The sequence below is a fragment of the Micromonospora sp. NPDC049049 genome (genome assembly GCF_040649115.1).
Taxonomy (GTDB): Bacteria; Actinomycetota; Actinomycetes; order Mycobacteriales; family Micromonosporaceae; genus Micromonospora.
Map to the genome: position 1 here is coordinate 1 of NZ_JBEZEX010000041.1, position 22,703 is coordinate 22,703.

Genomic DNA, 22,703 nt, shown 5'->3' on the forward strand with positions numbered 1-22,703 from the left:
GCAACGGCCGCTCGCTCGCCCCGGCAGGGGCCGACGGGGTGGATCAATCCGATCGACGCCGGCCGGTACGGTGGCTAGGTCGCCCCAGCCCCACCGCAACCGAAGCCCGAAGCCCGGAGCCGGAGCCCGGAGCCGGAGGCCAAAGCCCGCAGCCGCGAGAAAGCAAGACCGCCGTACCCCCGAGGAAAGCGGGATACGGCGGTCTGGTGTCGTGCGGCGCAGCTCAGGAGCCGGGGGTGTTGTTCGCTCCCTTGGCGGTGGCCGCGAGGTAGTCGCGGTTGAGCCGGCCGATGGTGTTCAGCGGGATGCCCTTCGGGCAGGCCGGGGTGCATTCGCCGGCGTTGGTGCAGCCGCCGAAGCCGGCCTCGTCGTGCGCGTCGACCATGCCGATCACCCGGGTGTAGCGCTCGGGCTGGCCCTGCGGCAGCAGGGAGAGCTGGGTGAGCTTGGCGGCGGTGAAGAGCATGCCGGAGCCGTTCGGGCAGGCTGCCACACAGGCGCCGCAGCCGATGCAGGCCGCCGACTCGAAGGCGGCGTCGGCGTTGGCCTTGGCGACCGGGGTGGAGTGGGCCTCGGGCGCGCTGCCGGTCGGCGCGGTGACGTAGCCACCAGCCGCGATGATCGTGTCGAAGGCACTCCGGTTGACGACCAGGTCCTTGACCACCGGGAAGGCGCTGGCCCGCCACGGCTCGATGTCGATCGTCTCGCCGTCCTTGAACTGCCGCATGTGCAGCTGGCACGCGGTGGTGCCGCGCTGCGGCCCGTGCGCGTCGCCGTTGATCATCAGGCCGCACATGCCGCAGATGCCCTCGCGGCAGTCGTGGTCGAACGCCACCGGGTCATCGCCCGCGAGGATCAGCCGCTCGTTGAGCACGTCGAGCATCTCCAGGAACGACATGTCCGGGGACACGTCGTCGACCGGGTAGGTCACCATCCGACCCTTGTCCTCAGGGCCCTTCTGGCGCCAGATGCGCAGGGTCAGGTTCACTTGTAGCTCCGCTGCGTGGGGTGGACGTATTCGAACTTCAGGTCTTCCTTGTGCAGCACCGAGGGCTCGCCGTCGGCGGTGAACTCCCAGGCCGCCACGTACGCGAACCGGTCGTCGTCGCGCTGCGCCTCACCGTCGGGGGTCTGGTGCTCGGCCCGGAAGTGGCCGCCGCAGGACTCCTCGCGGTGCAGGGCGTCGATGCACATCAGCTCGGCCAGCTCGAAGAAGTCGGCCACCCGGCCGGCCTTCTCCAGCGACTGGTTGAGTTCCTCGCCGGTGCCGGACACCTTGACCCGCTGCCAGAACTGCTCGCGCAGGGCACGGATCTCGTCGATCGCCTTGCGCAGCCCGGCCTCGCTGCGCTCCATGCCGCAGTGTTCCCACATGATCTGGCCCAGCTCCCGGTGGAACGAGTCCACGGTCCGGTCGCCGTCGACAGCGAGCAGCCGCCGAATGCGGTCCTCGACGTCGGTGCGCGCCTCGATCGCCGCCGGGTGGGTGGCGTCGACAGTGTCCAGCCCGCCGGAGGCCAGGTAGTTGGCGATGGTGGTGGGCAGCACGAAGTAGCCGTCGGCGAGGCCCTGCATCAGCGCCGAGGCGCCAAGCCGGTTCGCGCCGTGGTCGGAGAAGTTCGCCTCGCCGATCACGAACAGGCCGGGGATGTTCGACTGGAGGTCGTAGTCGACCCACAGGCCGCCCATCGTGTAGTGCACGGCGGGGTAGATGCGCATCGGCACCTCGTACGGGTCCTCGCCGGTGATCCGCTCGTACATCTCGAAGAGGTTGCCGTACTTGGCCTCGATGGCCTTGCGGCCCAGCCGGCCGATCGCGTCGGCGAAGTCGAGGTAGACGCCGAGCTTGGTCGGCCCGACGCCCCGCCCCTCGTCGCACACGTTCTTCGCGGCGCGGGAGGCGATGTCGCGGGGGACCAGGTTGCCGAAGGAGGGGTAGATCCGCTCCAGGTAGTAGTCCCGCTCGTCCTCCGGAATGTCCTTCGGGCTGCGGTCGTCACCCTTGGTCTTCGGCACCCAGACCCGGCCGTCGTTGCGCAGCGACTCGCTCATCAGGGTCAGCTTCGACTGGTGGTCGCCGGAGACCGGGATGCAGGTCGGGTGGATCTGCGTGTAGCACGGGTTGGCGAAGTACGCGCCCTTGCGGTGCGCGCGCCAGGTGGCGGTGACGTTGCAGCCCTTGGCGTTCGTGGAGAGGTAGAAGACGTTGCCGTAGCCGCCGGAGCCGAGCACCACGGCGTCCGCCATCTCGGTGCTGATCTCGCCGGTGACCATGTCCCGGACGACGATGCCGCGGGCCTTGCCGTCGACGAGGACCAGCTCCAGCATCTCGTGCCGGGTGTTCATCTCGACGTTGCCCAGGCCGATCTGCCGTTCGAGGGCCTGGTACGCGCCGAGCAGCAGCTGCTGGCCTGTCTGGCCCCGGGCGTAGAAGGTGCGCTGCACCTGGGCGCCACCGAAGGAGCGGGTGTCCAGCAGGCCGCCGTACTCGCGGGCGAACGGCACCCCCTGGGCGACGCACTGGTCGATGATGTTGACCGACACCTCGGCGAGCCGGTGCACGTTCGACTCCCGGGAGCGGAAGTCGCCGCCCTTGACGGTGTCGTAGAAGAGCCGGTGGACGGAGTCGCCGTCGTTGCGGTAGTTCTTCGCCGCGTTGATGCCGCCCTGTGCCGCGATGGAGTGCGCCCGGCGCGGGCTGTCCTGGTAGCAGTAGGACTTGACGTGGTAGCCCTGCTCGGCCAGGGTCGCGGCGGCGGAGCCGCCGGCCAGGCCGGTGCCGACCACGATCACCGTCATCTTGCGGCGGTTGGCGGGGTTGACCAGCTTGGCCTCGAAGCGCCGGGTCTCCCAACGCTTCTCGACCGGGCCGGTGGGAGCCTTGGTGTCGGCGATCGGGTCGCCCTCGGTGAAGAGTTCCATGTCAGGACACCAATCCGGTGAGTACGGCGAACGGGACCACCAGGTACCCGGCGCAGAGCAGCACGGCGAAGACCAGAGCCGCGGTACGCGCCCTGCGCTCACCGCGTGGCGTCTGCTGGCCGAGGCTGCGGAACGCGCTGAACGCGCCGTGGCGCAGGTGGAAGCCGACCGCGAGGATGGCGAGGGTGTAGAAGAGCGTGACGTACCAGCGCTCGGGCGCGAAGTCGGCGACGACGTTGCCGTACGGCTTGCTCTCGTCGCCGACCGGGTTCAGCGTGCCGGTGGTCAGGTCCAGCAGGTGGTAGATCACGAAGAGCAGGATGATCACTCCACCCCAGCGCATCGTGCGGGCCGCGTAGCTGCCGTTGACCTTCTTGCGGTGGGCGTACTTGACCGGGCGGGCGGCGCGGGCGCGCCGGGCCAGCACGGTGGCGGCCACGATGTGGGCGACGACCGCCACGACCAGCACGGTGCGCAGGATCCACAGGAACCAGACGCCGGGCAGCAGTGGCTTGCCGATGTCGCGCAGCCAGTGCGCGTAGTGGTCGAACGAGGTCTCCCCCGTGAACACCTTCAGGTTGCCGAGCATGTGGGCGATGAGGAACAGCGCCAGCAGGATGCCCGTCACCGCCATGACGGCCTTGAGGCCGACGTTCGAGCGGATGGGCGACCGAGTCTTCGTGATTACCACGCAACCGACGCTAGGAGCACTTCGATCAGTCGTCCAATGCATCAAACTCGCAGTGTTGATAGCCGTAGGCTATTTAGATGCAGCTCCATCAGCTCCGGTACTTCGTCGCGGTGGCCGAAGTACGACATTTCACCCAAGCGGCCGACCTCGTGGGCATCACTCAGCCTTCTCTCAGTAAGCAAATTCACGCTCTGGAGGCCGACCTCGGAGCACCACTGTTCGAGCGGGTAAGGGGCAATATCGCCCTCACCGCAGCGGGTGAGGTGCTGCTGCCGTTGGCCACCCGGATCCTCGCCGACGTGGAGACCGCGACCCGGGAGGTCCAGGAGTTGGTCGGGTTGCGCCGGGGCCGGGTCCGGCTCGGGGCCACCCCCAGTCTGGCGACCTCGCTCGCCCCGCCGGTGCTGCGCCGGTTCCGCGACGCCCACCCCACTGTCGACCTCAAGGTCGAGGAGGGCGGCTCCCAGGACCTGGTCCGCGACCTGCTTCGCGGCGACCTCGACCTGGCCCTCATCATCATGCCGGCGCAGGGGGCCGACCCGGGGCTGCGGGTCGACCCGATCCTGCGCGAGAGTCTGGTGGTGGCCTCGGTGGGGGAGGTGCCCACCGCGTCGACGACCGGGGAGCTGCGCATCACCGACCTGCGGGACCAGCCGATGGTGATGTTCCGGGAGGGGTACGACCTGCGCGACGCGACCATCCAGGCGTGTCGGGAGGCGGGCTTCGAGCCCACCTTCGCGGTGGACGGCGGCGAGATGGACGCGGTGCTCAGCTTCGTCGAGGCGGGACTCGGCATCGCTCTCGTGCCCGGCATCGTGTTGGCCCGGCGGCCGGGCGTGCGGATCACCCCGCTCGCCCCGCCCGGGGTGCGGCGGACCATCGCGGTGGCCCGTCGGCGCGACGTCGTACCCACCCACGCGGGTCGGGAGCTTCGGCGCATCCTGCTCGACTACATCCAGTCGGCGATCAACCTCGGCGAACTGCCCCCCGGCGTCGAGCCACTGACCTGACCCGCCGGGGAAAGCTGCCGCGAGGAGGCCGGACGGGGCCGCCGCCGCGACCAGGTCGGCGACGGCCCCGCGGTCCGGCTCAGCGGCCCTCGGCGTCGTCCATCGCCCGGTAGATCCGCTGCTCGGAGACGGGGTACGGGGTGCCCAGCGCCTGAGCGAAGACGTTCACCCGCAACTCCTCGATCATCCAGCGGATCTGCCGGACGGCCGCCTCCTGGCGGCGGGCCGGCGACAGGTTGGCGAGCAGGTCGGCGTACTCCTTCTGCACCACAGCGATCCGGTCCTGCTGCTGGCGGTCCCGCTGCGGGTTGCCGCCGAGGCGCTCCAGCCGACGCTCGATGGCGGTGAGGTAGCGCAGCAGGTCGGGCAGGCGTGCGTACCCGGTCTCGGTGATGAAACCAGCGTGCACCAGCCCGGCGAGCTGGTTGCGGATGTCGGCCAGCGCCGCCACCACGGCGAGGTTGCGGGTCGCGCCGAGCCGCTGCTCGACGGTGTACGCGGCGGCGAGGACCTTGCGGACCCGGTCCATCACCTCGACCACTGTGTCGACCAGGTCGGCGCGGACCTTCTCACGCAGGGCCGCGAAACCGTCGGCGTCCCACGCCGGCCCACCGGCCACAGCGATCAGCCGGTCGATGGCGGCGCCCGCCGCGTCCTCGATCAACTCCTGCACGCCGCCGTGCGGGTTGCGGCTCAGCGCCAGCTTCGCCTCGTTGTCCAGCCGCCCCTGCAGGAACCGCGCCGGGGACGGCACGGTGAGCCGCAGCAGCCGGCGGGTGCCGGCCCAGTGCGCCGCCTCCGCCTCGGCGGGGGAGTCGAACACCCTCACCCCGACCGTGGCGCCCTCGTCGACCAGCGCCGGGTACGCGGTGACCGCGTAACCCGCGCGGACCTGCTCGATGGTCCGGGGCAGTGTGCCGATGCTCCACTCGCGCAGCCCGGTGCGGGCCACCTCCGGCGCGGCGGCAGCCACCACCTGGCGTACCTCCTGGCGGAGTTGGCGTTGCAGGGCCGGCAGGTCCTTGCCCTCGGCGACCGGCTTCTCGTCGTCGCCGAGGACCCGGAACGTCACCCGCAGGTGTGCCGGGAGCTTGCCCGGTTCCCACGCGTCGCGGGGCACTGTCACTCCGGTCATCCGGCGCAGTTGCCGGGTGAGCGCGTCCAGCAGCGACTCCTCGCCGGGAGTGATCGCCGCCAGGGCCGCCCGGGCGTAGTCCGGCACCGGGACGAAGTTGCGGCGGATCGCCTTGGGCAGCGACCGCATCAGCGCGATCACCGTCTCCTCGCGCAGCCCCGGCACCTGCCAGTCGAAGGTCTCCGCCGGCACCTGGTTGAGCAGCGGCAGCGGGATGTCCACTGTGACGCCGTCGTCCGGTGTGCCCGGCTCGAACCGGTAGGTCAGTGGCAGGCTCACCCCGTCGGCCTGCCACTCGTCCGGGTAGTCGTCCTCGTCCACCCCCGGTCGGCCGTCGTTGATCAGCAGGTCGCGGGTGAAGGTGAGCAGGTCGGGTTGCTCGCGGCGGGTCTTCTTCCACCAGCTGTCGAAGTGCCGGCCGGAGGACACGTCGGCCGGTATCCGCTGGTCGTAGAAGCCGAAGATGGTCTCGTCGTCGACCAGGATGTCCCGGCGTCGGGCCCGGCTCTCCAACTCCTCGATCTCGGCGAGCAGTCGCTTGTTGTCCGCCCAGAACTGGTGGTGGGTCTGCCAGTCGCCCTCGACGAGGGCGTGCCTGATGAACAGCTCCCGGCTCAGCGTCGGGTCGATCCGGCCGAAGTTGACCTTTCGGGAGCTGACCAGCGGGACGCCGTACAGGGTGACCTTCTCGTAGGCCATCACCGCGGCCTGCTTCTTCTCCCAGTGCGGTTCGCTGTAGCTGCGCTTGACCAGGTGCTGCGCCAGCGGCTCGACCCACTCCGGCTCGACCCGCCCGGCGATGCGCCCCCACAGCCGGGAGGTCTCCACCAACTCGGCGGCCATCACCCAGCGCGGCGGCTTCTTGAACAACGCCGAGCCGGGGAAGATCCCGAACTTCGCTCCCCGCGCCCCCAGGTACTCGTGTTTCTGGGCGTCCTTCAGGCCGATGTGCGACAACAGGCCGGGCAGCAGCGACTGGTGCACCTTCGGGGTGTCGATCTCCTCCGGCAGGTCCGCGCCGCCCCGGCGGCCCCGGCCGGCGTCCGCGTCGTCCGAGGTGTCGCGCGCCGGCCGCCCGCCACGCCGGTCGCCGTCGGACGGGGTACGCAGCACCTGGCGCAGCTGGCTGACGATGTCCTGCCACTCGCGGATGCGCAGGTAGTTCAGGTACTCCGCCTTGCACATCCGGCGGAACGCGCTGGAGGAGAGCTCCCGCTGCTGCTCGCGCAGGTAGCGCCACAGGTTGAGGAAGGCGACGAAGTCCGACTCCTTGTCGGCGAACCGGGCGTGCGCCTGGTCCGCCTGAGCCTGCTTCTCCGCCGGCCGCTCCCGCGGGTCCTGAATGGAAAGCGCCGCGGCGATCACCAGCACCTCGGTGGCGCAGCCGTTGCGTTCGCCCTCGACCACCATCCGGGCCAGGCGCGGGTCGACAGGCAACTGGGCCAGCCGCCGGCCGAGCGCGGTGAGCCGCTTCTCCGGGTCGGCCTCGGTCGGGTTCAACGCGCCCAGCTCGTGCAGCAGGTTGACGCCGTCGGTGATGTTGCGCTTGTCCGGTGGGTCGATGAACGGGAACGCGGCGAGGTCGCCGAGCCCGATCGCGGTCATCTGGAGGATGACCGACGCCAGGTTGGTCCGCAGGATCTCCGGGTCGGTGAACTCGGGCCGGGAGAGGAAGTCCTGCTCGTCGTAGAGGCGGATGCAGATGCCGTCCGAGGTACGGCCGCACCGGCCCTTACGCTGGTTGGCCGACGCCTGGGAGACCGGCTCGATCGGCAGCCGCTGCACCTTGAGCCGACTGGAGTAGCGGGAGATGCGGGCGGTGCCCGGGTCCACCACGTACTTGATGCCGGGCACTGTCAGCGAGGTCTCCGCGACGTTGGTGGCGAGCACCACCCGGCGCGAGGAGTGCGCGGCGAAGACCCGGTGCTGCTCGGCGCTGGACAGCCGCGCGTACAACGGCAGGATCTCGGTGCCGAGGAGCGAGCGCTTCGTCTGCACCAGCTTGCCCAACGCGTCGGCGGTGTCCCGGATCTCCCGCTCACCGCTGAGGAAGACCAGGATGTCGCCGGGGCCCTCGGCGGCCAACTCCTCCACGGCGTCGCCGATCGCCTGGATCTGGTCGCGGACGGTCTCCTCGTCGCCGTCGCCGTCCTCCTCACCCTCGGCGAGCTCGACGAGGGGCCGGTAGCGCACCTCCACCGGGTAGGTACGCCCCGAGACCTCGACCACCGGGGCGGGCACTCCGTCGGGCTCGTCGGCAGTGGGTGGCCCGGCGAAGTGCCGGGCGAACCGGTCGGTCTCGATGGTCGCCGAGGTGATGATCACCTTGAGGTCGGGTCGTCGGGGCAACAGCTCCCGCAGGTACCCGAGGATGAAGTCGATGTTGAGGCTGCGCTCGTGTGCCTCGTCGATGATCAGCGTGTCGTACTGGCGCAGCATCCGGTCGGTCTGCAACTCGGCCAGCAGGATGCCGTCTGTCATCAGCTTCACCAGGCTGCGCTCGCTGACCTGGTCGGTGAAGCGCACCTTGTAGCCGACCACGTCGCCCAACTCGGTGCCCAGCTCGTCGGCGATCCGGTCGGCCACCGTCCGGGCGGCCAACCGCCGGGGCTGGGTGTGCCCGATCAGGCCGTGCACCCCGCGCCCCAACTCCAGGCAGATCTTGGGAATCTGGGTGGTCTTGCCGGAGCCGGTCTCGCCCGCCACGATCACCACCTGGTGATCGCGGATCGCAGCGGCGATGTCGTCCTTGCGCTCACTGACCGGCAGACCCACCGGGTACGTGATCACGGGCACCGCCGCCTGCCGGGCGGCGAGCCGTTGCTCGGCCCGGACCAGGTCGGCGGTGATCTCGGTCAGCGCCGCCTCCCGACGCTGCGGGTCGCGCAGCTTGCGGGCACCGTCCAGTCGCCGCTGGAGCCGGCGCTGGTCGCGGAACATCAGAGGTGTGAGGCGGCGGTGCAGCTCGCGAACGGGGTCGGACGCGACGGAGGCGGTTGGATTCTGCATGTCGTGCCCAAGGATAGGCAGCCCGGCGGCGCAGCGCCCCTGGGTTACCGAGCGGCCGGCTCTCCGACGGCCACCTCCGGTCCCTTGACGGTCACGGGCGGGCCCTAGAGTTGGCGGCCGACGTCGAGCGCTGGGGGAGCCGGATGGAGATGCGCGACACCGACCGCGCGTTGGTGCAGGCCGCCACCGCGGTCTCCAAGCTGCGCTGTCGCAGCCGGCACCACACTGTCGCGTCGGCGGCCCGGACCGCGGACGGGCGGGTCTTCACCGGCGTGAACGTGCAGCACGCCACCGGAGGGGTCTGCGCCGAACTCGTCGTCATCGGCACGGCCGCCACGCAGGGCGTCACCGCGTTGGAGACGATGGTCACTGTCGCCGACCGTGGCCGCGAGGTCGTCGCGCCCTGTGACCGGTGTCGGCAGGTGCTGCGGGACCACTTCCCGCACCTGCGGGTGGTCGTCGGCCCGATGGACGCCCCGCGGGTGGTCCCGATCGGGGAGTTGCCCGCGGAGGCCGGCAGCGGCTCGGCCGGCTGACCGGGCCCGGGTCAGTCCCCGGAGGCCGCCTCCAGCATCGACTGCGGCACCGGCACGCTCTCGAACCGCAGGGTGCCCTCCGGAAGCAGCCACGATGTGACCCGCGCGACCAGGCGACCGGCCCGCACGGCGGGGTCGTTGGCGAACAGCGCGCGTGCCTCGTCCGGGGCGATGGACATCACCACGAAGCCCCGCAGATGTTCGTCGTCGGGATGCAGGAACGGCCCGGCCGCGAGGACGAGGTCCTGCTGCACGAGGCCCGCCTGGTGGGCCAGGTGGGCGTCCCGCAACCTGTCGATCGCGTCCTGCGGCAGCTCCGGCGGATCCGACGGTCGGGTCAGCAGGACGACCGTGTGCTGGTCGAATCGCATGTCCACACCCTATGACGTGAATGTCCCTCTTATGGGTGTCATCTGCCATCTGTCCGCCCTGTGGTCGTCCGCGAATCTCATTCTCATATCGAGGTTCGAAGCGACTGGGAGGTGCGGCATGGTCACCAGACGTCGGCTGCTCGCGGCCGGTGCCACCGGCGGCGCGGCGGCGCTGATCCCAGCGGGCTGGGCGGCCTCGGGCCGGGCCCTCGCCGCGGTCGCGCCGCTGGACGTCCGGGACATTCCGAAGTACGTCACGCCGCTGCGGATCCCCCCGGCCATGCCGACGGTGGTCACCGATCCGGAGCGCGACACGTACGAGATCGCGGTGCGACAGTTCCGCCAGCAGATCCTGCCGCCGTCATGGCCCCGCACCGCGGTGTGGGGGTACGGCTCCACCGCCCACCCCGGCAGCTTCGGATACCCGGCGCCCACCATCATGGCGCGGGTCGGCCGCCCGGTACGGGTGACCTGGGTCAACCAACTCGTCGACGACCGGGGCGACTACCTGCCGCACCTGCTGCCGGTGGACCCCACCCTGCACTGGGCCAATCCGGCCGGTGGCATCGAGCACCGGGACCACCACGGGCAGTGGGACGGCAGCCCACGGGGCTATCGCGGCCCGGTGCCCCAGGTGGTGCATCTGCACGGTGGGCACAGCACGCAGGAGAGCGACGGACACTCCGAGGCGTGGTACCTGCCGGTGGCCCGTGACCTGCCGTCCGACTTCGCCGTGTCCGGCAGCGCGTACCGGGAGTTCCGGTCCCGGTTCGCCGAGCGGTCCGGCCTGCGCTGGGCGCCGGGCTCGGCCACCTTCGAGTACGCGAACGACCAGCGGTCGGGCACCCTCTGGTACCACGATCACGCGCTCGGGCTCACCCGGGAGAACGTCTACGCCGGGCCGGCCGGGTTCTACCTGCTCGGTGGTGGGGACGAGCTGCCGGAGGGAGTGCTGCCCGGCCCGGCGCCGACCCGCGACGATCCGCCGAACGCCTCGTACCACGACATTCCGCTGATGATCCAGGACCGCAGCTTCACCGCCGACGGTGAGCTGCGCTATCCGTCGAGGTACTCCGGCGGCGGCGACGGGCCACCGACCTGGGTGCCCGGGTTCTCCGGCTCCACGATCGTCGTCAACGGCCGCACCTGGCCCTCGTTGACGGTCCAGCGCCGTCGCTACCGGTTCCGGCTGCTCAACGGCTGCAACAGCCGGTTCCTGCTGCTCAGCGTGGCCGCCCACGCCACCGCGCGGCCGGCCCGGCCGGTGCTGCCGGTCTGGCAGATCGGCAGCGACGGCGGTCTCCTGCCCGAGCCGGTGCCGCACGAGCGGGTCACCCTCGGCCCGGCCCAGCGGGTCGACGCGATCGTCGACTTCACCGACGTGCCGGCCGGCACCGAGCTGTACCTGGTCAACGAAGGGCCGGACGGGATGTATGGCGGCGGTCGGCCCGGGGTGGACTTCGACCCCGCCGACCCGCACACCACCGGGCAGGTGCTGCGCTTCGTGGTCACCGACGCGGCCGGCGCGGATTCGAGCGTGCCACCGGAGCAGCTACGGCTGCCGTCACACCCGCGCCTGGGCCAGGCCCAGCGGGTACGCCGACTGTCGCTCAACGAGCGGATGTCCGGCGGTTCGATGATCATGCTGCTCGGCGTCCTCGACGAGCGCGGCCGGGGGCTGCCGTTGCGCTGGAGCGACCCGGTGACCGAGCAGCCGTCGCTCGGCGACACCGAGGTGTGGGAGGTGCGCAACTTCACCCGTCACGTGCATCCGGTCCACCTGCACCAGGTCCAGTTCGAGCTGCTCGGCCGGGGACACTCGGGGCGGTCGCTGCCGGACCCGGGGGAGCGGGGGTGGCTGGACACGGTGCTCGCGTACCCGTGGGAGGTGACCCGCATCAAGGCGCGCTTCGACCTGCCGGGTCGCTTCGCCTGGCACTGCCACCTGCTGGAGCACGAGGACAACGAGATGATGCGGCCGCTCAACGTCCTGCCGCGCGGCGGCGCGGCGGCCGGGGACGGCGGCTCGCGTGACGTGCCGGAGTCGCCACGGGGCGTGCCGGAGGTGCCGGTCACTGCATCGACCGAGGCCGGTTAGGCGCCTTTTCGCAGGTCGGCTAAGGTTAGGCGAACCTAAGCCCGATCGTGCAGGAGATTCGTGACCGCCCTCGCCAGCCGGCCGACCCGTAGTCGGGCCAGCACCCGCACCGGGCGTCGGGTGACAGTCACCGTCGGGGCCGCGCTGGTGCTGCTGCTCACCGTGCTGGCCAGCTTCGCGCTCGGCAGCCGACAACTCGGCGTCGACCAGGTCTGGCACGCGCTCGTCGCGCCGGACGGCAGCGATGCCGGCACCATCGTCCGGGAGCTGCGGATGCCCCGGACCGCGCTCGGTCTCGCTGTCGGGCTCGCGCTCGCCGTGGCCGGGGTGCTGTTCCAGGCGCTCACCCGCAACCCCCTCGCCGAGCCGCGCATCCTCGGCATCAGCGCGGGCGCGTCGTTCGGGGTGGTGCTCGCGATCTCCGTCTTCGGCGTCGGCACGCTCGCCGGGTACGTCTGGTTCGGCATCGCCGGGGCCCTGATCGCCGGGCTGCTGGTCTTCGCCATCGCCACCCGCGCCCGCGAGGGCGCCAGCCCGGTCACCCTCGCGCTGGTCGGCGCGGCGCTCGACGCCAGCCTGGCCTCCGGGGTGTACGCGCTGCTCAGCATCGACGCCCGCACCTTCGAGGAGTACCGCTTCTGGGTGGTCGGCGGGCTGGCCGGACGGGACCTGTCGGTCGCCGCGCAGGTGCTGCCGTTCGTCCTCGTCGGGTTGGTGCTCGCCGCCCTGGTGGCGCGGGGCCTGGACGCGCTGGCCCTCGGCGACGACGTGGCCCGTGGCCTCGGCCACCGCATCGGCCTGGTCCGCCTCGGTGGTGGCCTCGCCGCCGTGCTGCTGACCGGCGCCGCGGTGGCCGCCGCCGGACCTGTCGCGTTCGTCGGGCTGGCCGTGCCGCACCTGGCCCGCGCCCTGGTCGGCGCCGACCACCGCTGGACCCTCGCCGTCTCCGCCCTGCTCGGCCCGGCGCTGCTGCTCGCCGCCGACATCGCCGGTCGACTCGTCGCTCCGCCCGGCGAAATCCCGGCCGGGATCGTCACCGCGCTGATCGGCGCGCCACTGCTGGCCGTGCTGGTCCGCCGCGCCCGGGTGGTGACAGCGTGACCACCACCCAGCGCCCCCCGGACCCCACCGACACGCCCCGCCCGTCGAGCCCGATCGGGCTCGCCGAGCCGGCCGGGCAGGCCCGGCTTGCGGGGCGGTCGCTGCTGCGGATCGGCCCGGTCAGCCTGCTGATCCGCCGACGCGCGGTGCTGGTGGCCGCCGTGCTGACCGTGCTTCTTCTGCTGGCCGTCGTGCTCAGCCTCTCGCTGGGCACCCCGTACGTCGCCCCGGCCGACGTGCTGCGTGCCCTCTCCGGAGCCGGCACCCCGTACGACCTCGTGGTCTTTGACCTGCGGCTGCCTCGGGTCGTGCTGGCGGCCGTGGCCGGCGCCGCCTTCGGCGTGGCCGGCACACTGATCCAGAGCGTGGCCCGCAACCCACTCGCCAGCCCGGACGTCATCGGCATCACCCAGGGTGCCGGCCTCGCTGCGACAGTGGCCCTGACCAGCGGAATGGCCGCGGTGCTGGTGGCTCCCACCGCGCTGGTGGGCGGGCTGCTCGCGGCGGTGCTGCTGTTCGCCCTCGGCGCCCGGCACGGGCTGGCCGCGCAGCGGTTCGTGCTCGCCGGGGTGGCTGTCGCGTTCGGCTTCCGGGCGCTCACCGAGGTGGTCATGCTCACCGCCGACCCGATCGACGGGCTGCGCGCGCAGATCTGGCTGATCGGCACCCTGGCCGGCAAGGGCTGGACCGAGGCCGCCTGGATCGCCGGCACACTGCTGGTGCTGCTGCCGGTGCTGGCCTGGGCCGGCTGGGCGCTGAACAGCACCGCCCTGGACGACGACACCGCCCGGGGAGTCGGGCTGCGTCCGGTGGCCCGCCGGGTCGGCCTCGCCGGCACCGGCGTGCTCGTCGCCGCGATGGTCACCGCCCAGGTCGGCGCCGTCGACTTCGTGGCGCTGGTCGCCCCGCAGGTGGCCCGTCGCCTGGTACGCGCCGAACGACCACCGCTGGTCTGCGCGGCGCTGCTCGGCGCACTCCTGCTGGTGCTGGCCGACCTGGCCGGCCGACGCCTGTTCGCACCCACCCAGCTACCCGCCGGTGTGCTGACCGCCGCGATCGGCGGCCCGTACCTGATCTTCCTGCTGCTGCGCGGCCGGCGGCGGTCGTCGTGACGCCTCAAGGAGTCGTGTGATGCTCTCCACCCGCGACCTGGTCGCCGGCTACGACGAGCGGACGGTGCTCGACGGGCTCGACCTCGACCTGCCCACCGACGCCTTCACCGTGATCGTCGGACCCAACGCGTGCGGCAAGTCCACCCTGCTGCGCACGATGGCCCGGCTGCTCACCCCCCGCCGAGGCACCGTGCTGCTGGACGGCACCGCCATCCGCGAACTGCCGACCCGGGAGGTCGCCCGCCGCCTCGGCGTCCTGCCGCAGAGCCCACTGGTGCCCGAGGGCGTCACTGTGGCGGACCTGGTCGGGCGCGGCCGCCAGCCCTACCAGCGGTGGTGGCGGCAGTGGTCGGCGCAGGACGGCGCCGCGGTGGACCAGGCGATGGCCCTCGCCGACGTCACCGACCTGGCCGACCGGCCGGTGGACAGCCTCTCCGGCGGTCAGCGGCAACGGGTGTGGATCGCCATGACACTGGCCCAGGACACCGACGCCCTGCTGCTGGACGAGCCGACCACCTTCCTCGACCTGGCTCACCAGGTGGAGGTGCTGGATCTCCTGCACCGGCTGCGCTCCGAGCGTGGCCGCACCGTGGTGGCCGTGCTGCACGACCTGAACCAGGCCGCCCGCTACGCCGACCACCTGGTCGCCATGCGCGCCGGCGCAGTGGTCGCGGCCGGCCCGCCCCGGGAGATCCTCACCGCCGACCTGGTCCGTGACGTCTTCGGGCTGGCCTGCGTGGTCGTGCCCTGCCCGGTGACGGGAGCACCCCTGGTGGTGCCCGCCTACACCGGAGGCAACGCTCTGGTCCCGGGTGACCCGGCCGACGCGTCCGCCGGCGCGAAGGACCCCGATTCGTCGACGGCGTCCGTACCGGACGCCCGACCCGCCACCGGCGACGCGGCCAACCCGCTCGCCGGCTCGCACCCCTCGAAAGGACTCTGATGCGTCGTCTCGTCGCAGCTCTCGCCGCGGCCGTCGCCCTCGGCGCCGGCCTCACCGCCTGCGGTGAGAGCGACCCGGTCGCCGGCTCCACCACCGGGGAGACCCGGGAGATCACCCACGCCATGGGCACCACCAAGGTCCCGGCCGAGCCCAAGCGCGTCGTCGTGCTCGACACCGACAAGATCGACACGGCGCTCTCGCTGGGCATCACGCCCGTCGGCGCGGCCACCGCCGGTGAGGCGAAGAGCTGGCCCACGTACTTCGGCGCGGACAAGCTCGCCGGCATCAAGGAGGTCGGGGTGCTCACCGAGCCCGACCTGGAGGCGATCAACGCGCTGAAGCCGGACCTCATCCTCGGCAGCAAGTTCCGCCAGGAGAAGTTCTACGACGAGCTGGCCGCCATCGCGCCGACCGTGTTCACCGACAAGGTGGGCATCACCTGGAAGGACAACCTCCTCCTCGACGGCAAGGCGCTCGGCCGCGAGCAGCAGGCAAAGGATCTGCTCGCCACCTACGAGAAGCGGGCCAAGGACTTCGGCGCGACGCTCGGCGACGCCGCCGCGCGCAAGGTCTCCATCGTGCGGTTCCTGCCCGGCAACATCCGGGTGTACGGGCCGGACTCGTTCTCCGGCATCGTCATCGGCGACACCGGCCTGGGCCGCCCCGAGCGGCAGCTGCTCGCCAACAAGGAGGACAAGCGCTTCGACCTGGTCAGCCCCGAGCGGATCAACGAGGTCGACGGTGACGTCATCTTCGTGACCGCCTACGGCGACAAGGCCGCCGCCGAGCAGACCAAGGTCTCCGGCGGGACGCTGTGGAAGGGCCTCGGCGCGGTCAAGGCCGGCAAGGCGTACCCGGTCTCCGACGAGGTCTGGATGACCGGCATCGGCGTCGGCGCCGCCAACAAGATCCTCGACGACCTGACCAAGTACCTCCCCGCCGCCTGACACCCCCCAGCGCCATCCGCGTGAAGGCACGCATCTCGCGCACCCTGCGCGAGGCACGCGAGGCGTGCGCTCGCGGGCGCTGGCTCATGATCGTGCTCGATCCAGGATGTAGTGGCCTCCCCATCTAGGGAGGCCACTACATCCATGTTCGAGCACGATCATCGTCACCTGGGGGAGTTCGAGCGTGCCCGTAGGGCGGCCCGGACCTCGGCGAGGAACCCGTCAAGTCGTCTCGGAGGCGCTTGGCGGTCAGGTGCAGCACGATCCAGTCGCCGCCGAGCAGTCGGTTGAGGCGTTGGCGGTCCCGGTGGAACTGCTCAGGATCGTCGTGCCAGAGTCCGTCGTACTCCACCGCGACCTTGAACTGCGGCCAGGCCAGGTCCAGACGGGCCACGAATCGGCCCTGCTCGGCCACGACCCACTGCGTCTCCGGCCTCGGCAGGCCGGCGGACACCAGCCCGACCCGGGTGCGGGACTCCTGAGGGGACTCCGCGCCCGCGTCGGCCAGGTCGACCGCGCGTAGCAGCGATCGCCAGCCGCGTCGACCGGCCCGGCTCAGCGCGTACTCGCGCAGGGCTGGCGTGGTCGTCAGCCGGTTGGCCAGCATGGCGTCGATGACGACCACCGCCTCGATCACATCGAGCCAACGGGCCAGGTCCCAGCAGGTACGCGCTGGGCTGGTCACCGTGACCCCGGCCCGGTCCACGGTGTCGCCGGAGTCGATCTCTCCGTGGTGGACCCGGATGCCGGCGGTCGGGCCGATCCGGGTGGCGGTGGGAACGAGGACGTCGACCGGCTCGCTCGCGCTCGATTTCGCGCATCCGTAAAGGCCGGCCGCAGCGCGCCCTGCGATGGCCGCACCGGGCGGGACCAGCCAACGTCCGATGGCGGTGCATCTGATCGTGTGGGTGACTGCGATCTGGGCATCGGCGTAGACGTCGCGGAAGAGCGGTCGCCACGCCGAGCTGCGTAGCTCGTTGCGGGTCAGGAGGCCTCGCGAGACGGCGGTCGAGCCACGGAAGACCCGGCCCCGCAACTGCGGCGGCCGACGAGGAGCTTTCGGCATGGGCCTCAGACTGGCCGAACCTCTTCGCGTCACGCTGCCCCTGTGGATAACTACAGTCAACACACCGGCGCCGATGCGCGTCGTTATCCCCATGATCGCGCTCGAACATGGATGTAGTGGCCTCCCGAGGAGCGGAGGCCATTACATCCTGGATCGAGCGCGATCTTGCCGGGCTGGCGCACGGAGCGCGCGTCGCGCCTCAGGCGGACGTGGGTCGCGGGAGCGGGTGGGGTGCGTGGGTGGGAGGTAGAGGTCGGGGGTGGGACGTGGAGGTCGGGGGTGGGTCAGGCGGCGGTGGACCAGATGGCGCGGAAGGCGGCGGCTTCGCCGGAGAGCCAGCGTTCGATCTGGTCGGGCTTGGCGTCGGTGGGCATGCGGTGGGCCAGGCCGCGGCGGACGTCGACCAGGACCGGCTCGGCGTGCGGGAGCACCGCGTCCATGTGTCGGGCCATCAGGTGCAGGGTGGCGAGCACCGATTCCTCACTCGGTGGGGCCTCGTCGAAGTGCAGGCGGACCGCTTCGGCGCGGCCGTCGGCGTGGCGTACCCCGAAGTGGGGGTTGATCTTGACGGGCAGGTCACCCAGCATGGCCAGGGCGTCGCGGGTCTGGGCGAGATCGACGGCGGCCGGCTCGCCGAGGGAGCGAAGCCAGGTCGTGGCGCCGGGGACGAGCGCCTGGTAGAGCGGGCGCCATCGTGGCTTGACGATGTCGGCCACCCCGGCCAGGTGGGTGCCGCCGGTGTGGAAGGCGATGTCGGCCTTGAGTGCCTTGACGAACTGGCCGTGCGGGTTGAAGCCGGATCGGCTGGCGCGCTGCTTGCGCAGCCCGCCCACGAAGGTCGCCTTGGTGGGGCCGGTGCGGTCGACGTAGCGGGTGAAACCGAGCAGTGTCGCGTAGGGGGTGAGGGGCGTGGAGGCGGGCGCGGTCACGGGCGTCCTCCCAGGTCAGGATCTTGATTAGTACATACATTCTAATCGACAGGTCTGACATTGCCCAGCGAAGTTGAGGGGATCGCCGCCCAGTCGATGGCAGTCGATCGGAGCGCCACGAGTCATCCGGACGGCGGGCGGACCCGGTGACGCCGACGTAATCCGCCCAGGCGAATTGCCGTAGGTGAATCGCAGCATCCATCCTTGCCGCAGCCGGTACGGAAGCGGTTGGGTCAGTGACATGGCTCGCATCGCCTACAACAGCCACGACGCGGCAGCGTTCGAGGCCACCCGTCACTTGTCCGACCAGGCACTCGCCGGATGGTGTGAAGCGGTGACCCGCCACCTCAACCCTCAGCCCGGCACCCGCCTGCTCGACCTCGGCGCGGGCACCGGCGCGTGGGCGCAGACCTTCACCGACTGGTACGACGGCATCGACGTTGTCGCCGTCGAGCCGTCCGAGGCCATGCGAGCCCGCTGCCTACACCCTCAGGTCCTGGCCGGAGACGCTGCCAACGTCCCGCTGGCGGCCGGAAGTGTCGACGCGGCCTGGCTGTCCACCGTCATCCACCACGTGCCAGACCTGACCGCTGCCGCACGTGAGCTGCGCCGCGTGCTGCGTCCCGGCGGGCAGGTGCTGATCCGCTCCGCCTTCGCTGGGCGCCACCACGCAATCACGCTGTTCCGCTTCTTTCCCGAGGCCATCCGCGTGTTGAACACCTACCCCAGCGTGCACGACGTCGAGGCGGCTTTCGCCGCCGCTGGCTTCGCGACGATCTCACTCGAGCAGGTCCCGCAGACCACGGCACCGTCGCTTCGTGACGTCGCGGCCAGCATGCGCCGAGAAGCACACACGCCCCTACAGCTGATCACCAACAACGAGTACGCCGCCGGTCTGGCTCGACTCCACCTCGCCGCTCAAACCGAGTCCGGCCCAGTCATCGACGCACTCGACCTTCTCGTCCTTCGATAGAACGCCGTCCTCAGCGGCCAATCCAAGATCCGCGCGCATGGTGATTCCCTCGGGATCCACGTCCGGTGGGCTGTCTGTCGGGGGGAACTGGCTGATCGGAGGGACAGCCTGCCGGCGGCGGCCGCTCCCGTTACTCGCGTTCGCGATGCCACAAACTTTGTCCTAGTTGTGGCGTTATTGTGCGTTGTGGTCATCGGTGAGGCGTCCAGGGTCGTCATCCCTGGTAGGAGTACGGCGGCGCGCGCCGTCCAGTCCGCCGACCCCGCAGATGGCCGAAACCGCTACCTGGACCTGCTGCGGACGCTCGCCCTGGTCCGCGTCGTGATCTTCCACGTCACCGGTTGGATCTGGTTGAGCCTGCTGGTGCCGGCGATGGGTCTGATGTTCGGCATCGCTGGTTCGTTGATGGCGGCGTCACTCGACCGGCACGGTCCGCCGGCCGTACTCCGGCGGCTGCGCCGGCTGCTGCTGCCGTACTGGGCGTTCGGCGCGATCGCACTGGTGGTGCTCTCCGTCGGGTGGCGTCCGCTGCCCAGTGGCGTGGCCGGCTGGGCTGAACTGCTCTGGTGGGTGCTACCCCTGCGGGTGCCACCGGTGGGCGGACAGTCCTGGGCCTGGGTGTTCCACATCGGGCTCTGGTACGTCGTCACCTATCTGTGGTTGGTGCTGCTCTCGCCGGTGCTGTTGTGGCTGTTCCGGCGCTGGCCGTGGCCCAGCATCGCCGTCGCCACCGCGCTGCCGGTCGGGATGCATCTCGGCGGTGTGCACGCCGGCTACTTCGTCGCCGCCTACCTGTCCTGCTGGCTGCTGGGCTTCGCCCACCACGATCGGCTGCTGCACCGCGTCCCGTGGCGCTGGTACGGCTGCCTCGTGGCCGGCCTCGCCGGGGTGGGCGGCACCTGGGTGGTGGCCGCCATGGTGACCGGCCGGGCCGTCGACCTCAACCACATCGCGGGTGGCACCACACTGTGGTCGATGGCGCTCGTCGCCGTGCTGCTCAGAGTGCAGCCCCGGCCGGTCGGCCGGCCGCTGGGCGCCGTGCTCCGGGTGGTCAACGCCCGGGCGGTCACCATCTACCTGTGGCACATCCCGGCCAGCCTCGGGATGTTCCTGCTGCTCGCGCCGGTGCTCCCGTACAACTCGGTGGCCTCGATCGCGCTGCGACTGACCGGGGTGTGCCTACTGGCCGCCGGGGCGGTACTGCTGTTCGGCTGGATCGAGGACGTGGCCGCCCGGCGTACCCCGGCCCTGTTGGGCCCTCGGTCGGGCGCCGCCGGTCGGCACCGCGCCGATCGACACCTCAGAGCTGGCCGACGTCGGTGATCCGGACGACCGCCGCGCCGACCTCGTCCGAGGCCACCAGGTCGATCTCGGCGCTGATGCCCCAGTCGTGGTCGCCGTCCGGGTCGTCGAAGATCTGCCGTACGGTCCACCGCTCCCGGCCCTGCTCGATCATGAGCAGCGCCGGACCGCGGGCGTCCGGACCGACCCCGATCGAGTCGTACGACTCGAAGTACGGCGCCAGGGCGTCGGCCCACGCGTCGTAGTCCCAGCCGTCCTCGGCGTCCAACTCGGCGAGCAGGTCCCAGCGGCGTAGCGCGGCCAACTCGACGCGCCGGAACAGTGCGTTGCGCACCAGCACCCGGAACGCCCGCGCGTTGCGGGTCACCGCCGGTGGCCGATCGGTCAGGGCGGCGTGCGCCTGAGCGACCTCGGCAACGTCGGACGGGTTGCGCAGCCGTTCCCACTCGTCGATGAGGCTGGAGTCGACCTGGCGGACCAGCTCGCCCAACCACTCGATGAGGTCGATCAACTCCTCGGTCTTGGCGTCCTCGGGCACTGTCTGGCGCAGCGTCTTGTACGCGTCGGCCAGATAGCGCAGGACGAGACCTTCTGAGCGGGTCAGCCCGTAGAACTGCACGTACTCGGTGAAGGTCATGGCCCGCTCGTACATGTCGCGGACGACGGCCTTGGGGGAGAGCTGGTGGTCGGCCACCCAGGGGTGCCCCTGCCGGTACATCTCGTACGCGGCCTCCAGCAGCTCGGCCAAGGGCTTCGGGTGGGTCACCTCGTCGAGCAGTTCGAGGCGCGCCTCGTACTCGATGCCCTCGGCCTTCATGGCGGCGACCGCCTCGCCGCGTGCCTTGAACTGCTGCGCGGAGAGGATCTGCCGCGGGTCGTCGAGGATCGACTCGATGACGCTCAGCACGTCGAGCGCGTACGACGGGGACTCGGCGTCGAGCAGCTCGATGGTGGCCAGTGCGAGGGGGGAGAGCGGCTGGTTGAGAGCGAAGTCGAGCTGAAGGTCGACGGTGAGCCGGATCCGCCGGCCGGTCTCGTCCGGCTCGGGCAGCTCCTCGACGACACCGCCGGCCCGCAGCGCCCGGTAGATGGCGATGGCGCGGCGGATGTGCCGGCGCTGCGCGGCGGGCTCCTCGTGGTTGTCGGTGAGCAGGTGCCGCATCGCGGTGAACGCGTCCCCGGGCCGGCCGATGACGTTGAGCAGCATCGAGTGGCTGACCTGGAAGCTGGAGGTCAGCGGCTCCGGCTCGGCGTCGACGAGCCGGTCGAAGGTGGGCTGGCCCCAGCCGATCGAGCCCTCCGGCGGCTTCTTGCGGACCACCTTGCGTCGCTTCTTCGGGTCGTCGCCGGCCTTGGCGAGGGCCTTCTCGTTGTCGATGACGTGCTCGGGGGCCTGCACGACGACCCGGCCGATGGTGTCGTAGCCGGCCCGGCCGGCCCGCCCGGCGATCTGGTGGAACTCCCGGTTCTTCAACAGCCGGGTACGGACCCCGTCGTACTTGGACAGGCCGGTGAACAGCACGGTGCGGATCGGCACGTTGATGCCGACGCCGAGGGTGTCGGTGCCGCAGATGACCTTCAGCAGGCCGGCCTGGGCGAGGGTCTCCACCAGGCGGCGGTACTTGGGCAGCATGCCGGCGTGGTGCACGCCGATGCCGTGCCGGACCAGGCGGGACAGCGTCTTGCCGAAGCCGGCGGTGAACCGGAAACCACCGATCGCCTCCGCGATCATGTCCTTCTCGGCGCGGGTGCAGACGTTGACGCTGGTCAGCGCCTGGGCGCGTTCCAGCGCGGCCGCCTGGGTGAAGTGCACGACGTACACCGGGGCCTGCTTGGTCTCCAGCAGTTCCTCGAGCGTCTCGTGCAGCGGCGTCATCGCGTACGAGAAGATGAGCGGGACCGGCCGCTCCGCCGTGCGCACGACGGCGGTGGGTCGCCCGGTGCGCCGGGTCAGGTCGTCGACGAAGCGGGTGGTGTCTCCGAGCGTGGCGGACATCAGGATGAACTGGGCCTGCGGCAGCTCGATGATCGGCACCTGCCACGCCCAGCCTCGGTCGGGCTCGGCGTAGAAGTGGAACTCATCCATGATCACCTGGCCGACGTCGGCCTTGGTGCCCTCGCGCAGCGCCAGGTTCGCCAGGATCTCCGCGGTGCAGCAGATGATCGGGGCGTCGGCGTTGACACTGGCGTCGCCGGTGAGCATGCCGACGTTCTCGGCGCCGAAGACCTCGCAGAGCGCGAAGAACTTCTCCGACACCAACGCCTTGATCGGCGCGGTGTAGAAGGTCGTCCGGCTGTCAGCGAGGGCCGCGAAGTGCGCGGCGATCGCCACCAGGCTCTTACCCGAGCCGGTGGGCGTGTTCATGATCAGGTTGGCGCCGGAGACGATCTCGATGACCGCCTCTTCCTGATGGGGGTAGAGGTCGAGGCCGCGCTCCTTCGCCCAGCCGGCGAACGCGTCGAAGAGGGTGTCGGGGTCGGCGCTTGTCGGCAGCGCGGCGGTGAGCGTCATAGCCTGTCCATGGTGCCTGGATCATGCCCCGGTACGCCAACCCGGT

At 71.1% G+C, this 22,703-nt stretch carries 17 protein-coding genes; 9 read left to right on the forward strand and 8 right to left on the reverse strand.

The window, feature by feature from the left end:
- Positions 1-223 precede the first annotated feature (223 nt).
- From AB0B68_RS28825 to AB0B68_RS28835, 3 genes are read right to left on the reverse strand one after another with little or no spacing between them, the layout of a single operon-like run.
- The gene (locus tag AB0B68_RS28825) at positions 224-988 is read right to left on the reverse strand and encodes a succinate dehydrogenase/fumarate reductase iron-sulfur subunit (RefSeq protein ID WP_355007162.1); all 765 of its coding nucleotides are present in this window, start codon (positions 986-988) and stop codon (positions 224-226) included.
- Positions 985-2,922: a fumarate reductase/succinate dehydrogenase flavoprotein subunit gene (locus tag AB0B68_RS28830; RefSeq protein WP_355007163.1), complete on the reverse strand. Its 1,938-nt coding sequence runs from the start codon at positions 2,920-2,922 to the stop codon at positions 985-987. The genes AB0B68_RS28825 and AB0B68_RS28830 overlap by 4 nt, the downstream gene beginning before the upstream one ends.
- Before the next feature lies 1 nt (position 2,923).
- The gene (locus AB0B68_RS28835; RefSeq protein WP_357206583.1) at positions 2,924-3,607 is read right to left on the reverse strand and encodes a succinate dehydrogenase cytochrome b subunit; all 684 of its coding nucleotides are present in this window, start codon (positions 3,605-3,607) and stop codon (positions 2,924-2,926) included.
- Positions 3,608-3,690: 83 nt separating this feature from the next.
- On the opposite strand from AB0B68_RS28835, the gene AB0B68_RS28840 reads away from it, so the two are divergent.
- Positions 3,691-4,623: a LysR family transcriptional regulator gene (locus AB0B68_RS28840; protein ID WP_357206571.1), complete on the forward strand. Its 933-nt coding sequence runs from the start codon at positions 3,691-3,693 to the stop codon at positions 4,621-4,623.
- 79 nt (positions 4,624-4,702) lie between these two features.
- Here the strand turns inward: AB0B68_RS28840 and hrpA are convergent, their stop codons facing one another.
- Positions 4,703-8,767, reverse strand: a complete 4,065-nt coding sequence (gene hrpA, locus AB0B68_RS28845) for an ATP-dependent RNA helicase HrpA (RefSeq protein ID WP_357206573.1) — start codon at positions 8,765-8,767, stop codon at positions 4,703-4,705.
- A 143-nt stretch (positions 8,768-8,910) separates the two neighbouring features.
- Between hrpA and AB0B68_RS28850 the strand changes: the two genes are divergently transcribed.
- Positions 8,911-9,303: a cytidine deaminase gene (locus tag AB0B68_RS28850; protein ID WP_357206575.1), complete on the forward strand. Its 393-nt coding sequence runs from the start codon at positions 8,911-8,913 to the stop codon at positions 9,301-9,303.
- Positions 9,304-9,314: 11 nt separating this feature from the next.
- On the opposite strand, the gene AB0B68_RS28855 is transcribed toward AB0B68_RS28850, so the two are convergent.
- On the reverse strand, positions 9,315-9,674 hold the full coding sequence (locus tag AB0B68_RS28855; protein ID WP_357206577.1) for a YciI family protein: 360 nt from the start codon (positions 9,672-9,674) through the stop codon (positions 9,315-9,317).
- Positions 9,675-9,792: 118 nt separating this feature from the next.
- On the opposite strand from AB0B68_RS28855, the gene AB0B68_RS28860 reads away from it, so the two are divergent.
- Genes AB0B68_RS28860 through AB0B68_RS28880 form a run of 5 tightly spaced genes read left to right on the forward strand, consistent with a single transcriptional unit; the run spans position 9,793 to position 15,875 of the window.
- Entirely contained in the window at positions 9,793-11,772 is a 1,980-nt protein-coding gene (locus AB0B68_RS28860) for a multicopper oxidase domain-containing protein (RefSeq protein WP_357264034.1), read from the forward strand.
- Between the two features lie 60 nt (positions 11,773-11,832).
- Entirely contained in the window at positions 11,833-12,873 is a 1,041-nt protein-coding gene (locus tag AB0B68_RS28865; protein ID WP_357264036.1) for an iron ABC transporter permease, read from the forward strand.
- The gene (locus AB0B68_RS28870; RefSeq protein ID WP_357264039.1) at positions 12,870-13,985 is read left to right on the forward strand and encodes an iron ABC transporter permease; all 1,116 of its coding nucleotides are present in this window, start codon (positions 12,870-12,872) and stop codon (positions 13,983-13,985) included. The genes AB0B68_RS28865 and AB0B68_RS28870 overlap by 4 nt, the downstream gene beginning before the upstream one ends.
- Positions 13,986-14,004: 19 nt before the next feature.
- Complete coding sequence (locus tag AB0B68_RS28875) at positions 14,005-14,928, forward strand: ABC transporter ATP-binding protein (protein ID WP_357264042.1); 924 nt, start codon at positions 14,005-14,007, stop codon at positions 14,926-14,928.
- Positions 14,928-15,875, forward strand: a complete 948-nt coding sequence (locus AB0B68_RS28880) for an iron-siderophore ABC transporter substrate-binding protein (RefSeq protein WP_357208448.1) — start codon at positions 14,928-14,930, stop codon at positions 15,873-15,875. The genes AB0B68_RS28875 and AB0B68_RS28880 overlap by 1 nt, the downstream gene beginning before the upstream one ends.
- A gap of 136 nt (positions 15,876-16,011) precedes the next feature.
- Here the strand turns inward: AB0B68_RS28880 and AB0B68_RS28885 are convergent, their stop codons facing one another.
- Both AB0B68_RS28885 and AB0B68_RS28890 read right to left on the reverse strand, forming a co-directional pair.
- Entirely contained in the window at positions 16,012-16,941 is a 930-nt protein-coding gene (locus AB0B68_RS28885; protein ID WP_357264045.1) for a hypothetical protein, read from the reverse strand.
- Between the two features lie 284 nt (positions 16,942-17,225).
- The gene (locus AB0B68_RS28890; protein WP_355007174.1) at positions 17,226-17,870 is read right to left on the reverse strand and encodes a hypothetical protein; all 645 of its coding nucleotides are present in this window, start codon (positions 17,868-17,870) and stop codon (positions 17,226-17,228) included.
- A gap of 241 nt (positions 17,871-18,111) precedes the next feature.
- Between AB0B68_RS28890 and AB0B68_RS28895 the strand changes: the two genes are divergently transcribed.
- Together AB0B68_RS28895 and AB0B68_RS28900 are read left to right on the forward strand one after the other, a co-directional pair.
- On the forward strand, positions 18,112-18,843 hold the full coding sequence (locus tag AB0B68_RS28895) for a class I SAM-dependent methyltransferase (RefSeq protein WP_357264078.1): 732 nt from the start codon (positions 18,112-18,114) through the stop codon (positions 18,841-18,843).
- A 186-nt stretch (positions 18,844-19,029) separates the two neighbouring features.
- The gene (locus tag AB0B68_RS28900) at positions 19,030-20,166 is read left to right on the forward strand and encodes an acyltransferase (RefSeq protein ID WP_357264048.1); all 1,137 of its coding nucleotides are present in this window, start codon (positions 19,030-19,032) and stop codon (positions 20,164-20,166) included.
- Here the strand turns inward: AB0B68_RS28900 and AB0B68_RS28905 are convergent.
- Positions 20,144-22,657 carry a DUF3516 domain-containing protein gene (locus AB0B68_RS28905; RefSeq protein ID WP_357264051.1) on the reverse strand — a complete coding sequence of 838 codons (2,514 nt, stop codon included), beginning with the start codon at positions 22,655-22,657 and terminating at the stop codon, positions 20,144-20,146. The two genes, AB0B68_RS28900 and AB0B68_RS28905, sit on opposite strands and share 23 nt — an antisense overlap.
- Between the last annotated feature and the right edge of the window lie 46 nt (positions 22,658-22,703).